The organism is Collinsella sp. AF11-11 (assembly GCF_003465485.1).
Taxonomy (GTDB): domain Bacteria; phylum Actinomycetota; class Coriobacteriia; order Coriobacteriales; family Coriobacteriaceae; genus Collinsella.
On sequence record NZ_QSAS01000008.1, the window covers coordinates 80,828 to 94,599 of the forward strand.

Annotated in this window: 15 protein-coding genes; 14 read left to right on the forward strand and 1 reads right to left on the reverse strand. The window is 59.9% G+C overall.

The window, feature by feature from the left end; translation table 11 throughout:
• The first annotated feature begins 119 nt into the window (after positions 1-119).
• The 12 genes from upp to DWV58_RS06530 all read left to right on the forward strand — a co-directional run bounded on the left by upp (position 120) and on the right by DWV58_RS06530 (position 10,551).
• Positions 120-767, forward strand: coding sequence for a uracil phosphoribosyltransferase (gene upp, locus DWV58_RS06475; RefSeq protein ID WP_117776572.1), 648 nt, complete (start codon positions 120-122; stop codon positions 765-767).
• A gap of 280 nt (positions 768-1,047) precedes the next feature.
• On the forward strand, positions 1,048-1,359 hold the full coding sequence (locus DWV58_RS06480) for a hypothetical protein (RefSeq protein WP_035138788.1): 312 nt from the start codon (positions 1,048-1,050) through the stop codon (positions 1,357-1,359).
• 3 nt (positions 1,360-1,362) lie between these two features.
• Entirely contained in the window at positions 1,363-2,166 is an 804-nt protein-coding gene (atpB, locus tag DWV58_RS06485; RefSeq protein ID WP_022094263.1) for a F0F1 ATP synthase subunit A, read from the forward strand.
• Between the two features lie 124 nt (positions 2,167-2,290).
• On the forward strand, positions 2,291-2,485 hold the full coding sequence (locus DWV58_RS06490) for an ATP synthase subunit C (RefSeq protein WP_022094262.1): 195 nt from the start codon (positions 2,291-2,293) through the stop codon (positions 2,483-2,485).
• Between the two features lie 15 nt (positions 2,486-2,500).
• Positions 2,501-3,103 carry a F0F1 ATP synthase subunit B gene (gene atpF, locus DWV58_RS06495; RefSeq protein WP_117716380.1) on the forward strand — a complete coding sequence of 201 codons (603 nt, stop codon included), beginning with the start codon at positions 2,501-2,503 and terminating at the stop codon, positions 3,101-3,103.
• Complete coding sequence (locus DWV58_RS06500) at positions 3,093-3,569, forward strand: FoF1 ATP synthase subunit delta (RefSeq protein ID WP_006235713.1); 477 nt, start codon at positions 3,093-3,095, stop codon at positions 3,567-3,569. Before atpF ends, DWV58_RS06500 begins: the two co-directional genes overlap by 11 nt.
• Complete coding sequence (atpA, locus tag DWV58_RS06505) at positions 3,569-5,167, forward strand: F0F1 ATP synthase subunit alpha (RefSeq protein WP_035138794.1); 1,599 nt, start codon at positions 3,569-3,571, stop codon at positions 5,165-5,167. The genes DWV58_RS06500 and atpA overlap by 1 nt, the downstream gene beginning before the upstream one ends.
• Positions 5,168-5,172: 5 nt before the next feature.
• A complete protein-coding gene (gene atpG / locus DWV58_RS06510) occupies positions 5,173-6,081 on the forward strand; it encodes an ATP synthase F1 subunit gamma (protein WP_006235716.1) in 909 nt (302 codons plus the stop codon).
• The gene (atpD, locus tag DWV58_RS06515; protein ID WP_006235717.1) at positions 6,081-7,535 is read left to right on the forward strand and encodes a F0F1 ATP synthase subunit beta; all 1,455 of its coding nucleotides are present in this window, start codon (positions 6,081-6,083) and stop codon (positions 7,533-7,535) included. Before atpG ends, atpD begins: the two co-directional genes overlap by 1 nt.
• 3 nt (positions 7,536-7,538) lie before the next feature.
• Positions 7,539-7,931 (forward strand): ATP synthase F1 subunit epsilon, encoded by a 393-nt coding sequence (gene atpC, locus DWV58_RS06520; protein WP_117776573.1) that lies wholly within the window; start codon positions 7,539-7,541, stop codon positions 7,929-7,931.
• 88 nt (positions 7,932-8,019) lie between these two features.
• Positions 8,020-9,303 (forward strand): UDP-N-acetylglucosamine 1-carboxyvinyltransferase, encoded by a 1,284-nt coding sequence (murA, locus tag DWV58_RS06525; protein ID WP_117766713.1) that lies wholly within the window; start codon positions 8,020-8,022, stop codon positions 9,301-9,303.
• 12 nt (positions 9,304-9,315) lie between these two features.
• Positions 9,316-10,551, forward strand: a complete 1,236-nt coding sequence (locus tag DWV58_RS06530) for an LCP family protein (protein WP_089573100.1) — start codon at positions 9,316-9,318, stop codon at positions 10,549-10,551.
• 451 nt (positions 10,552-11,002) lie between these two features.
• Here the strand turns inward: DWV58_RS06530 and pepT are convergent, their stop codons facing one another.
• Positions 11,003-12,250 (reverse strand): peptidase T, encoded by a 1,248-nt coding sequence (pepT, locus tag DWV58_RS06535; protein WP_117776575.1) that lies wholly within the window; start codon positions 12,248-12,250, stop codon positions 11,003-11,005.
• Positions 12,251-12,370: 120 nt separating this feature from the next.
• Between pepT and DWV58_RS06540 the strand changes: the two genes are divergently transcribed.
• Positions 12,371-12,793: a metal-dependent transcriptional regulator gene (locus tag DWV58_RS06540; RefSeq protein WP_040359600.1), complete on the forward strand. Its 423-nt coding sequence runs from the start codon at positions 12,371-12,373 to the stop codon at positions 12,791-12,793.
• A 10-nt stretch (positions 12,794-12,803) separates the two neighbouring features.
• On the forward strand, positions 12,804-13,697 hold the full coding sequence (locus tag DWV58_RS06545; protein WP_117776576.1) for a homocysteine S-methyltransferase family protein: 894 nt from the start codon (positions 12,804-12,806) through the stop codon (positions 13,695-13,697).
• Positions 13,698-13,772: the final 75 nt, after the last annotated feature.

Below are 13,772 nucleotides of genomic sequence, written 5' to 3' on the forward strand. Positions count from 1 at the left end.
GCGATGGGCTGCTCGATACAACAAACCGCTAAACTAATGCATGGCGTGCGGCGGCAACATTGCTGCGCGCCTTGTCAGCAAGGCCGTTTTGCGGCCGCAACGAAAGGGGCAATCAACCCATGACCGTCACCTACGATGCGTCCCGTGTGACGCTTGTCGATCACCCGCTCGTCCAGCACAAGCTGTCGATCCTGCGCGACAAAAACACCGGCACCAACCAGTTCCGTCAGCTCGTGCGCGAACTCGCGCTTTTTGACGGCTACGAGGCCATGCGCGACCTGCCTATGGAAGACGTCGAGGTCGAGACCCCTATCACCACCGCAACGTTTAATCAGCTCGCCGGCAAGAAACTCGCCATCGTGCCCATCCTGCGTGCGGGCCTTGGCATGGTCGACGGCATCCTCGACCTGGTGCCCTCCGCTCGCGTGGGCCACATCGGCATGGAGCGCGACGAGGTCACCCACGAGCCGCACGAGTATTACTGCAAGATGCCCAAGGATATCGACCAGCGCATCTGCCTGGTCGTCGACCCCATGCTCGCCACGGGCGGTTCGGCCGAGATGGCCATCAGCTACCTGCGCGGGCGCGGTGTCAAGGACATCCGCATGCTGTGCATCGTCGCGGCCCCCGAGGGCCTCAAGTCGCTGACCGAGAAGGATCCCGATGTACATATCTATACCTGCGCCATCGACGACCATCTCAACGAGGCTGCCTACATCGTTCCCGGCCTCGGCGACGCCGGCGACCGCATCTACGGCACGCTCTAGTCGCTGGGCTAAACGGCCGCGGCTGCAAATACGAAGAAACGGTGCGCGCGGACGAACAAAAGGCGACCGCGCGCACTCCTGTTAACGGACGTTTTGCCCTGCAGGGTTCGAGAAAAACGTATTACCGTACCTGCGGCATAAAGAAGGTCTTAAGAAAACGAACAGGTGCGTATTAACCGATGCTTTTTCGGTTGTACTTTAGCGATTGGCTCGTACAATAGTCACCAATGTTTGGCGGGAACTGTTCTGTGAAGCGTTAAAAAGGAAGGTGAGGACGCCAGTGTTTCAGATAGCCGATCTGCTCGCTATCGTTGCAGGCGCCATCGCGGGCGCAATTGCCTTCCTTCCCTTTGTCTTTACGCTCAAGCCGGTTCTTGACGATAAACAGAATGCGGACATGCTCAAGGGTATGGTGAGTCTGGCGGTCTCGGCAATCGCCCTGCTCGTCTTTACCTTGGTTGTGTTTGTGTTGTTCGGAGAGGCATTTCGCATGTTCCTCCTGGGCGAGGCGATCGGCTTCGTGGCCTTTATGGCTGCCTGCGCGGTTCGTGTCGCCAAGGCGCTGCGAGATCCTCATGAGGTCGAAAGGTAAGTCGTGGAAATTTTTGAAAAGCTGCCTGATGAGATTAATCATCTGGTCAGCGAGTTCAGCTCCACCCCTGTCGTGGGCGATCTGAGCTGCGGCATCACGCAGTACTCGTTTTGGCTGATCGTCTCCACGATCGTGCTCCTGATCGTCCTGGCCGTGTTCAAGAAGAAGCAGACCCTGGTTCCCAAGGGCTTCTTCGTCAACGGTTTCGAGTACATCATCGAGTACGTCGAGAACGATATCGGCAAGGGCGTCGTGGGTGAGAACTGGAAGAAGCACTTCCCGTTCCTGTGCTCGCTTTTCCTGTTCATCCTGATCAATAACATGATCGGCCTGATCCCGGGAATGAAGCCCGGCACCGGCGCAATCGGCTCCACCGCCGCACTCGCCATTTTCGCCTTCGTGTACTTCATCTACTACGGATGCAAGGCTCACGGCGTGATCGGCTACATCAAGAGCCTCGCCCCGCAGGGCGTGAGCTTCCCGATGAACGTGCTCGTGTGGGTCGTCGAGCTTTTCTCGACCTTCCTGCGCCTCATCACGCTCGCCGTCCGTCTGTTCTGCAACATGTTCGCAGGACACGTGGTCATGGGCTCGTTCGCCATCATGGCGAGCATGTTCATGCAGCCGCTGCTTCAGCAGGTTTCCGCGGCGCACGCCGTCGGCGCCCTGCCTTCGCTGGCCTGGCTTGCCATCCTCATCCTGATCTATGCGATCGAGCTTGTGGTCGGCGCTATCCAGGCTTACGTCTTCACGGTCCTTACCGCCGTGTATGTCTCCGAGGCGGAGGAGGTCGCAGAGGAGGAGTAGTCTTCCGTTCGCGCCTTAAAGGTAAGGCAATTCGTTAAACCGCCGGTGCCCGTACCCATGGAGCCCGGCAGTTATAAAAAGGTTATCCTGCGTGAAATAAGACACGCACGACAAAGGAGGAATCGTGGGAGTTATCGGTTACGGTCTCGGTGTTATCGGCGCTGGTCTTGCTATCGGCCTGTCTGCTCTGGGTGCTACGGGTGCTATGGCCCGTCAGCCTGAGGTCCAGGGCCGCGTGTTCACCGTCTTCATCATGGGCTCCGCCTTCGGCGAGGCTCTGGCTCTGATCGGCTTCGTTGTCGCGCTGATCGTTAAATAGCACGGAGCGTCAAGTATGAATCTTTCATCCCAGAAGAGCGCGATCGCACTCTCCGCGTCCGCGGCCGCGCTGCTCATGCCGGTTTCCGCGTTCGCCGAGGACGGCGCTGCCGGTGCGGACATCCTCATCCCTAAGATGGCGGAGTTCATCCCGGCGCTTATCGCCTTCCTGATTATCTGGATCGTGCTGGCCAAGGTCGCCCTGCCGGGCATCATGAAAACCATGGAGGAGCGCGGCAAGAAGATCGAGGAGAGCCTCGACGAGGCCGAGAAGACCAAGCAGGAGGCTATCGCCAAGCGCGCTGAGTCCGACTCGATCGTCACCGACGCCCGTCGTCAGGCTGCCGACATCGTTCTCGAGGCCCGTAAGGACGCCGAGTCCGAGCGCGCCCGTATCATCGAGGCTGCTCACAAGGAGGCCGAGGAGATCATCGCCAAGGCCCATACGACCGTCGAGGACGAGCGCAAGTCCATTTACGCCGGTGCCGCGAGCTCCATCGCCGACCTGTCCGTTGCCGTCGCCACCAAGATCGTGGGCGAGGCACTCGAGGACGAGACCGAGCAGAAGAAGCTCATCGAGCGCTACATCCAGGAAGCAGGTAGCCTGAATGCCGACTAGCCGCTATCAGGACAAGGTGCTCGAGACCTACGCGCGCTCCCTTCTGGAAGCCGCTAAGGCCGAGAACCATGTGTTCGAGGACCTCGAGATGATCGAGCGCTTGGCTTCTGCCAGCCCCGAGATCATCGCCGTGCTCGACACCATGTCCAAGCGCGACCAGCTCGACCTTCTTCCCAAGGTGGCAGCTGCCTTTAAGTATGTTGCCGAGGAAGACGAGGATGTAGTGGGCGTGACCGTCACCACGGCGATCCCGCTCGACGACGAGCTGCGTCAAACCATCACTAAGAAATGCGAGCAGGACTTCGGCCGCAAGGTATTCCTTATCGAGCAGGTCGACCCGTCTATCGTGGGCGGCCTGGTGCTCGAGGCCCGCGGCGAGCGTCGTGATATTTCCGTCAAGACGCAGCTGCGCATCGCGCAGGAGACCCTCGCAAACTCTGCTAATTCGTACGGAGGTGAAGCCTAATGTCCGAAACCCTCAATGCCCAGGATATCGCCAAGAAACTGCAGGAGCAGCTCACGAGCCTCTCCGCGACGGTCGATACGCATGAGGTTTCAACGGTCGACGAGGTAGGCGACGGCATCGCGCGCGTCTCCGGCCTCAAGAGCGCCATGGCAGGCGAGCTTCTGGAGTTCAAGAGCTCCGATACCGGTGAGACCGTCTTCGGCCTTGCCCAGAACCTTGACCGTGACGAGGTCGGCGCCGTTCTGTTCGGTGCCGTCGACTCCATCAAGGAAGGCGACGAGTGCCGCACCACTGGCCGCATTATGGATATCCCCGTGAGCCGCGCCATGCTCGGCCGCGTCGTCAATCCGCTCGGCCAGCCCATCGACGGCCTAGGCGACATCGTCGCTACGCACCGTCGCCCCATCGAGTTCAAGGCCCCCGGCGTCATCGACCGTACCCCGGTGTGCGAGCCGGTTCAGACCGGTCTGCTCGCTATCGACTCCATGGTGCCTATTGGCCGCGGTCAGCGTGAGCTCATCATCGGCGACCGTAAGACCGGTAAGACCGCCATCGCCATCGACGCTATTCTCAACCAGCGCGGCAAGGGCATGGTCTGCATCTATGTCGCCATCGGCCAGAAGGCCTCCACGGTTGCCAACATCCGCGAGACCCTCGCTCAGCACGGTGCGCTCGACTACACCATCATCGTTTCGGCCACCGCTGCCGATTCCGCCCCTATGCAGTACATCGCGCCTATGGCCGGTGCCGCTATCGGCGAGTTCTTCATGTACAACGGCGAGGACGGCAAGCCCGCCAGCGAGACCAACCCCGGCGGCCACGTGCTCGTCATCTACGACGACCTGTCCAAGCAGGCTGTGGCCTACCGTCAGATGTCGCTGACGCTGCATCGTCCGCCCGGACGCGAGGCCTATCCTGGCGACATCTTCTACCTGCACTCTCGTCTGCTCGAGCGTGCCGTCAAGATGTCCAAGAAGAACGGTTACGGCTCCATGACGGCACTGCCGATCATCGAGACCCAGGACGGCGACGTCTCGGCCTACATTCCGACCAACGTCATTTCCATTACCGATGGTCAGATCTACCTGCAGTCCGAGCTCTTCTTCCAGGGTCAGCGCCCGGCAGTCGACGTGGGCATCTCCGTGTCCCGCGTCGGTGGCGATGCGCAGACCAAGGCCATGAAGCAGGTCGCCGGCAACCTCCGTCTGGACCTCGCTTCGTACCAGGAGCTCGCTGGCTTTACGCAGTTCGGCTCCGACCTCGACGAGGCTACTCAGAAGCAGCTGACCCATGGTGCTCGCATGACCGAGCTCCTGAAGCAGCCGCGTTACAAGCCGTTTGAGGTTGGCGAGCAGATCGTTACGCTGTTCGCTGGCAACGAGGGCTTCCTGGATGACCTGGAGATCGCCGACGTGCTGCCCTTCCGTGCCGAGCTCATCGAGTACATGGACAATGGCTTTGGCTCGCTGCTCGACAAGGTTCGCGCCAAGAAGATCGATGATGACACCAAGGCTGAGCTCTTGCGCGTCATCGGCGACTTCAAGCAGCAGTTCATGGCCAAGCACCATTCGGATGTTTCTGGATCAGAGGAGAACTAAGCCCCATGGCCAACCTTCGCGACATTAAGAAGCGAATCTCCTCGGTTACCACGACCAAGCAGATCACGCGCACGATGGAGATGGTCTCTACGGCCAAGATCCGTCGTGCCCTCGATCGCTCCAAGCAGGCCGAGCCCTATAAGGAGGCGCTGACCGACGTCATGTTGACGGTCGCCGGCGACGCCTCCTGTTCGGGCACCGATCCCATGCTGCAGAAGCATGAGAGCGTCAAGCATGGCCTGATTGTCGTTATTGCCTCGGACCGCGGCCTTGCCGGCGGTTTCAATACGACGGTGGAGCGCACGGCCGAAAAGCTCGCCGCTTCTTGGGCGAACGACGGCATCGAGTGCGAGATCATCGCGTGCGGGCGTAAGCCGGCCACGTATTTCCGTGACCGCGCAAACGTTGTCATGCACTTTGAGGGCAACTCCTCTGAGCCCGATTTCAATCAGGCCCGCATGATTTCCTCTCATATCTGCGATGCGTATCGTGCCGGTGAGCTTGACCGTGTCGAGCTTGTCTACCACCACGCCAAGAACCGCGTGGATCAGGAGCTTCGCGTCGAGCATCTGTTGCCGCTCGACCCCGAGATGATCGCTATGGCCCACGGTCCGCGTAAGAACGAGACCGACGCCCCTAAGCGCATCTCGTCCACGTTCGAGTTCGTGCCCTCTCCTGAGCATGTTCTCGGCAAGCTTGTGCCGTCTTATATCCTGACGGTCATCTACCAGGCCCTGATCGATTCGGCGGCTGCCGAGCAGGGTGCACGCCGCAAGGCCATGCACTCCGCGACGGAAAACGCCACCGCGATCATCTCGACCCTTACCCGCACGTATAGTCGCGTGCGCCAGGCTTCGATCACGACCGAGATCAACGAGATCGTCGGCGGAGCCTCAGCATTGGAGGAACAGTAATGGCTAATAACACCGTAAAGCTTGCGGTCGAGGAAGCCACCAAGAAGACGACTGCCGGTGATGGTCGCATCGTGCGAATCATCGGCCCTGTCGTCGACGTCAAGTTTGACGGCGCGGTGCCCCCGATCTACAACGCGCTCACGGTCGAGGCCGAGACCCCGATCGGTCATCTGAGCACGATCCTTGAGGTCGAGAGCCAGCTTCCGGGCGGCGTCGTCCGCACGGTCGCCATGTCCTCGACCGACGGCCTGCAGCGCGGCCTCATCGCCACCGATACCGGTGAGCCCATGAAGATGCCCGTTGGTCCCAAGACGCTCGGTCGCATTTGGAACGTCATGGGCAAGCCCGTCGACGGCAAGCCCATGCCCGAGGTGGAGGAGTTCTACCCCATCCACCATGCAGCGCCCCGCTTTGACGAGCTCACCACCAAGACCGAGATCTTCGAGACCGGCATCAAGGCCGTCGACCTGCTCGAGCCCTACATCCGTGGCGGCAAGACCGGCCTGTTCGGCGGCGCCGGCGTCGGCAAGACCGTTCTGATTCAGGAGCTTATCAACAACCTCGCCCAGGAGCACGGCGGCACCTCGGTGTTCACCGGTGTCGGCGAGCGTACCCGCGAGGGCACCGACCTGTTCCTCGAGATGAGCGAGTCTGGCGTTATCGACAAGACCTGCTTGGTTTATGGTCAGATGAACGAGCCGCCTGGAGCGCGTCTGCGCATCGGTCTGGCCGGCCTTACCACCGCTGAGTACTTCCGCGATCGCGGCCAGGACGTCCTGCTGTTCATCGACAACATCTTCCGCTTCTCCCAAGCGGGTTCCGAGGTTTCCGCACTGCTGGGCCGTATGCCGTCCGCCGTTGGTTACCAGCCCACACTGGCTACCGAGATGGGTGACCTCCAGGAGCGCATTACCTCGACCAAGACGGGATCCATTACCTCCGTCCAGGCTGTCTACGTCCCCGCAGACGACCTGACCGACCCGGCGCCTGCCACGACGTTTACGCACCTCGACGCCACCACGGTTCTTTCGCGTAGCATTTCGTCGCTCGGCCTGTTCCCGGCTATCGACCCGCTCGCATCTTCCTCCGACGCTCTCGATCCCTCGATCGTTGGCGAGGAGCACTACCGTGTCGCCGTCAAGGTCCAGGAGCTCCTGCAGGAGTACTCCGACCTTCAGGACATCATCGCCATTCTGGGTATGGACGAGCTGTCCGAGGAGCAGCGCCTTACGGTCAACCGTGCCCGTAAGATTCAGCAGTTCCTCTCGCAGTCCTTCCACGTCGCCGAGAAGTTCACCGGCAACCCCGGTGTCTACGTCCGCGTCGAGGATACCGTCCGCTCTTTTGCCGAGATTGTCGACGGCAAGGCCGATGACCTGCCCGAGCAGGCTTTCCGCTATGCTTCCACGATTGAGGACGTGCGCGAGCGCGCCCGCAAGATGGGGGAGAAGTAGGTTATGCGTATCCGCATCGTGTGCCCCGTGAGCTGCGCCTATGAGGGCGACGCTGCGTTTGTGTCGATTCCGTCCACGGATGGCGAGTTTGGCATTCTGCCTGCTCACTCCAGCGAGATCTGCACGATCGACCGCGGTTACGTTCGCGTTTCCGATAAGGCCATGGGCACTGTCGACCACACGTTTGCCGTGGCCGGCGGCTATGCCCAGGTTGCGGACGATGTCGTGACCGTTCTCGCCGAGCGCGCTTGCGATTTGGCGACCGTCGATGCCGACAAGCTTAAAGCTGATATTCAAGGTTTTGAAGAGAAGCTGGGTAATTTGTCGGAGGATGATGCACGCCGCGCCTACCTCTATAATGAAATCGCATGGTGTAAGCTCAAGCTTGCCCAATAGTCAAACGATTTAGCGTTCGACCATTTGCGAACACATCATGCCCGGGATGGCCCAGCCACCCCGGGCATGCTTTTTGAAAGGGTAGACCTTGGATATTATCCGCGTTGAGGGTGGCCACGCCATCGGAGGCTCCGTGCCCGTCTCGGGTGCTAAGAACTCCGCGCTCAAACTCATGGCGGCAACGCTTCTGGCGCCGGGCAAGACGACGCTGCAGAACGTGCCCGATATTTCCGATGTCCACGTGATGGGCAAGGTGCTCAAGGGCATGGGCGCTACGATCGATGTTCTCGACGAGCACACGCTCGAGATCGATACCTCTCAGGTCGATTCCTGGGAGGCTCCCTATGAGCTCGTCGCTAAGATGCGTGCTTCCACCGCCGTCATGGGGCCCCTGCTGGGTCGCTTCCATCGCGCCAAGATCGCCATGCCGGGCGGCTGCAACCTAGGTGCCCGCAAGATCGACATGCATATTCTGGGTCTCGAGGCCCTGGGCGTCGAGTTTGATACCGCCCACGGCTACATCAACGCCAGCGCGCCTCAGGGCCTGCGCGGTACCACCGTCACGCTCGAGTTTGCCAGTGTCGGTGCGACCGAGAACCTCATTATGGCATCCGTGCGCGCGCAGGGCACCACGGTTATCGACAATGCCGCCCGCGAGCCCGAGATCGTCGATCTCGCCAACATGCTCAACGAAATGGGTGCCAAGATTGTTGGCGCCGGTACGCCTGTCGTGACCATCGAGGGCGTGGAAGAGCTGCATCCTGTTACCCATCGCGTAGTGGGCGACCGCATCGAGGCCGGTACCTTTATCGTCGCCGGTGCGTTGATGGCAGACGATCGCGGTGTCGATGTCACGGGCTTTTGTCCCATTCACTTGGGTATGGTGCTCAAGAAGATGGAGCTCATGGGTATCGACTGCGAGCGCGTCGAGGATGGCGTCCATGTGAACCGTGCCGAGCGTATCAAGCCTGTCGACATCCAGACGCTTCCGTTCCCCGGCTTCCCGACCGACATGCAGGCACAAATTATGGTGCTCTCCGCCCTCTCCGGCGGCAGTTCCGTTATTACCGAGAACATCTTCGAGAATCGCTTTATGTTTGCCTCTGAGCTGGTGCGCATGGGTGCCGACATTCGTATCGAGAGCCATCATGCCATGATTCATGGCGTCAAGGGCTTCTCGGGTGCACAGGTTACCTCGCCCGATCTGCGCGGCGGAGCGGCCCTCGTCGTAGCGGGCTTGATCGCCGACGGGACGACCGAGGTTTCGGCTATCCATCACATCAAGCGCGGCTACGAGCAGTTTGTCGAAAAGCTGCAGGCGCTTGGCGCGCATGTCGAGCATGCTACCGTCCCCGATCCCGTCATCTACTAATACAGGTTGCCTATGTTTAATAAAAAGCCCCTCGCGGATACCACCACCCGAAGACCCTCAACTGGTGCGCAGGCCAAGATCTACAGTCGCGATAACGTGGCTCGCTATTCCGAGCGCGCTCGCCAACGTCGTCGTAGCCACACGATTCGTCACGTCGCGCTCATTGTCGTGCTTGGCGTGCTGTTGAGTGCCACTACCGCTGCCGGCCTGTGGTTTGCCACCATTATGGGCAAGCTCGGCGATTCTAATGTCATTACCGACAATCTGCGTCGGGTTCTGGTTGACACCGATGAGGCAAAGGATCCGTTCTACGTGCTGCTTCTTGGTACCGACGGCCGTCCGGGCGAGGATACGTATCGTGCCGACTCGATTATCCTGGCACGCATCGACCCCACGCAAAAGCAGGCGACGCTCATTTCCGTTCCGCGCGACACCAAGGTCGAGTACAAGGGCGAGACCATGAAGATCAACGCCTGCCATACCGTTGGCGGCGCCGAGGCCATGGTCGAGGCGGTCAACGAGCTGTGCGGTGTTCAGATTTCCCACTATGCCGAGGTCAGCTTCGACGGTATGCAGGCGCTGATTGATTCGGTTGGCGGTATCGACATTAACGCAACCGATGATGTTGACGACCCCGAGCACCTGGATATTAAGATTACCGCTGGCCAGCAGCATATGGACGGTGCCACCGCCCTTACCTATGCCCGCTGCCGCTACACCTATGCCGACGGCGATTACACGCGCATGCGCCACCAGCGTCAGGTGCTTGGCGCCCTTGCCAACCAGATTCTCAATAACTTCGATGCCACGAAGATCTTTGGCCTGGTTAATTCGCTGTCCGATATGCTCGTAACCGATATGAGCGTTCAGGATATCGTGGCTACGGTCAACGCCATGCGCGGTATGGATGTCGACGGTATCTACTCGGCCAACCTGCCCTCGTACGCCGACGACAGCACCATGATCGACGGTGTGAGCTACGTCTTTGTCTACGAGGACGAGCTCAAGGAAATGATGGAGCGCGTCGATGCTGGCAAGGATCCCAAGGGTCCCAACACCATGGGTCTTTCCGACGGTTCCAGCTCTACGATCGGCGACCTGAACAACAACACGTCTGACGATTACGCAAACGGTACCGCAACCTCATCGGTCAGCTCTGACGATTCCGATGACTCAAGCGATTCGAGCGATTCGGACTACTACGAAGAGCCGACCGGCGACGGCAACGGCTACGAGGCCAACTACTAGGGTTACGCGGTTTTACCAAACCGCGTAACCGCTTGACGCTGCGCGGGCCGCATTTGGACAATCTGACGTTCAACTTCAAGGGCGCGACCAGAAGGTCAGCGCCCTTTCGTTTCACGTCACCTTGTCTCAAATGCGACCCGCTCGCTGGCGTTGCCAAGACATCGGCGTCCCCAATGATTAGTCAGGGTAGTCATTGGGGACGTACTTAAATGAGTGCCCGCAAAGCGAGAGTGGATAATCTCCCGTTTTTGGTCTGTTTGTGGGCTCAAAGTGGGAGATTATCCACTCTCGGCATTTGAGTGTCGAATAATCCTCGCTCGTTTAGTCGTTGTTCGGCACTTGGGGACGTTCCTTTTGTGCCGGCACTTGGGGACACTCCCTGCACCATAAAATTCGCCCCGTTCTCGGTTGAGGACGGGGCGAATCGTCTTTTGGGCTTATGCAGCCAGGCTTATGCGAAACGGGCTACGAGCTCCTGCAGGACGTCGGTCATCTTGACGAGCGAACTGGCCGGGACGAACTCGTTGACGCCGTGGTAGCAATAGCCGCCGGTGGAAAGGTTGGGGCAGGGCAGACCGCGGAACGACAGCTGCGCGCCGTCGGTGCCGCCGCGAATCGGCAGCACTTGGGGCTCAACGCCGCAGGCAAGGTAGGCTTCCTTGGCAACATCAATAAGCTCGGGATAGTCACGAACGATCTCGGCCATATTTCGATACTGCTGCTTAATCTCGACCGTCACGCGCTCCTCACCCAGACGCTGGTTGAGCATCGAGGCGGCGGCATCAATAAGGTCGAGTTTCTGCTGGAACTTGGCGGCGTCATGGTCGCGGACGATATAGCGCGCTGTGGCGTGATCGACGGTTGCAGATACACCTTCAAGGTGATAAAAGCCCTCGTAGCCTTCCGTATACTCCGGGCGCTGTACGTAGGGGAGCAACGCGTTGAAGTCGCAGAACAGATTGCCTGCGTTGACCATACGGCCTTTGGCGTCGCCCGGGTGGATGGACTGGCCCTCAAAGCGGACGGTCGCCTCGGCAGCGTTAAAGCACTCCCACTCCAGCTCGCCGATGGGGCCACCGTCGACCGTGTAGGCGTACTTGCAGCCAAAGGTATCGATATCCAACAGCTCGGCTCCGTGGCCGATCTCCTCGTCAGGGCAGAAGCAAATGCCGAGTGCGGGATGGGGCAGAGAAGGGTCCTGAGCGATACGCGCGACAAGCGACATGATCTCGGCGACGCCTGCCTTGTCATCCGCGCCCAGCAGTGTGGTGCCATCGCTGCAGACCAGGTCCTCACCCGCGAGGTCGTTCAGGGCGGGAAGCTTGGCGGTACTCATGGCAACGGGCTTACCGTCAACCGTGCCGCAGACCAGGTCGCCGCCTTCGTAGTGTACGATGTGCGGTTTCACGCCGGCACCCGGTGCAACTTCGGTGGTGTCGAGATGGGCGATCAGGCCCAGGGCGGGCTTGTCCTCAGCGCCCGCACTTGCGGGGATATGCGCGCAGACATAGGCGTGCTCGGTCACGTGGGCATCTTCCGCACCAAGCTCGCGCAGCTCTTCAGCCAGCACGTTGGCAAGGTCAAACTGAACGGCGCTCGAGGGTACCTGGTCGCAGTTTGCATCCTCGGACTGCGTGTTGATCTGGACGTAGCGCAAAAAGCGCTCGAGGACATCGGGGTTCGTGGTGGTGTTTTCCATAAAGACCGCTCCAATCTTGGTCGTCGTGTGCAACAAGAACTCTAGCACGGTATGCCACGGCATACCGCGACGCTTGGATGGGGTAGAATCAGCCATTGAATGCAGAAGGGACGGAAGATCATGGATACGACAAATAGCTCGCGCGAACTACATCTGACGGTGGCGAACGAAGACTACTTGGAGTGCATGGTTCGCATTGAAAGCGAAGAGGGGGAAACCAACGGCGTTCGATCGGTCGACATCGCGCAGCGCCTTGGCGTCTCCAAGGCATCGGTCAATAAAGCGGTTTCGGCTCTCAAGGCATCCGAGCTTGTCGAGCAATCGCACTACGGCAAGGTGATCCTGACCGATCGCGGCCGCGAGGTTGGCACGGCTATCTGGTACCGTCATCGCCTCATCCGCACGTTTTTGGTTCAGGAGCTCGGTGTCGAATTTGAGCGAGCCGATTCCGAGGCCTGCATGATGGAGCATGCGCTATCCGAGGACACGATGAGCCGCTGGCTCGCCTATCTCGAAAAGCAGGGAATCAGCGTCGAGGAATAGCGGGATATATATGGATACGAGTTATTACAACCGCTTTGGTGCCGAGGAACTTACGCGCCGCTTGTCGAGCGAGACCTTGTTGGCGCAGGGCCCCATGGGCAGTGTTCTGTTGAGTGAGTACGATGCCGCCGACATTCCACCGGCGTTTTGGAATCTGGCAGAGCCGCAGACCGTTTCTCGTATCCATCGCTTGTATGTCGCCGCCGGCGCGCAGGTGCTCATTACCAATACCTTTCAGGCATCAAGCTATGCCCTCAAGCACGACCAGATTGCGCCGTCCGTGGCGGAGGTCAATCGCGGGGCCGTCGACGATGCCCGCCAGGCGCACCCTCAGCTACTGCTGGGCTCGATGGGCCCGATCGGTATTGAGTGGTTTGCCGAGGACTCTGCCGAGTATCGTGAAATCCGAGGCATTGCGCGCGAACAGGCGCACGCCTTGCTCAATGCTGGTGTTGACGGTCTGCTGATCGAGACGGTGACGTCTATCCGTAATCTGCAGCCCATGCTTGCCGGCGTCCGAGATGCCGCCGACGGCATGCCTGTTCTGGTGAGTTTTGTCGTTGACGATAAAGGCGACCTGCTGGGCGATGGCCTCAACATCGAGGCAGCCGTTTTGTACGCCGAAAAACACGGCGCAAACTCGGTTGGTGTTAATTGCTGTTCGCTCGCGGCCGCGAATGCGGCGGTGCCCAGGATGGTTGCATCGGCGACTACTCCCGTCACGGTGCGTCCCAACGTAGGCGATCCGGTCCAGACTCAGGATGGCCCCGTATGGCACGAGAATCCCGAAGCTTTCGCGCGCGCATGCATCGAATGGAGACATGCCGGCGCCGCAATGGTGGGCAGTTGCTGTGGAACCACGGCAATCACTACGGCAGCGATGGCCGAGGCGCTCGATATATAAAGGGCAAAACCGCTCCATACGGGGCGGTTTTTTTATTCAAGACTTTAGTCTGCTGGCCGCGCAGCGGCCAGCTTT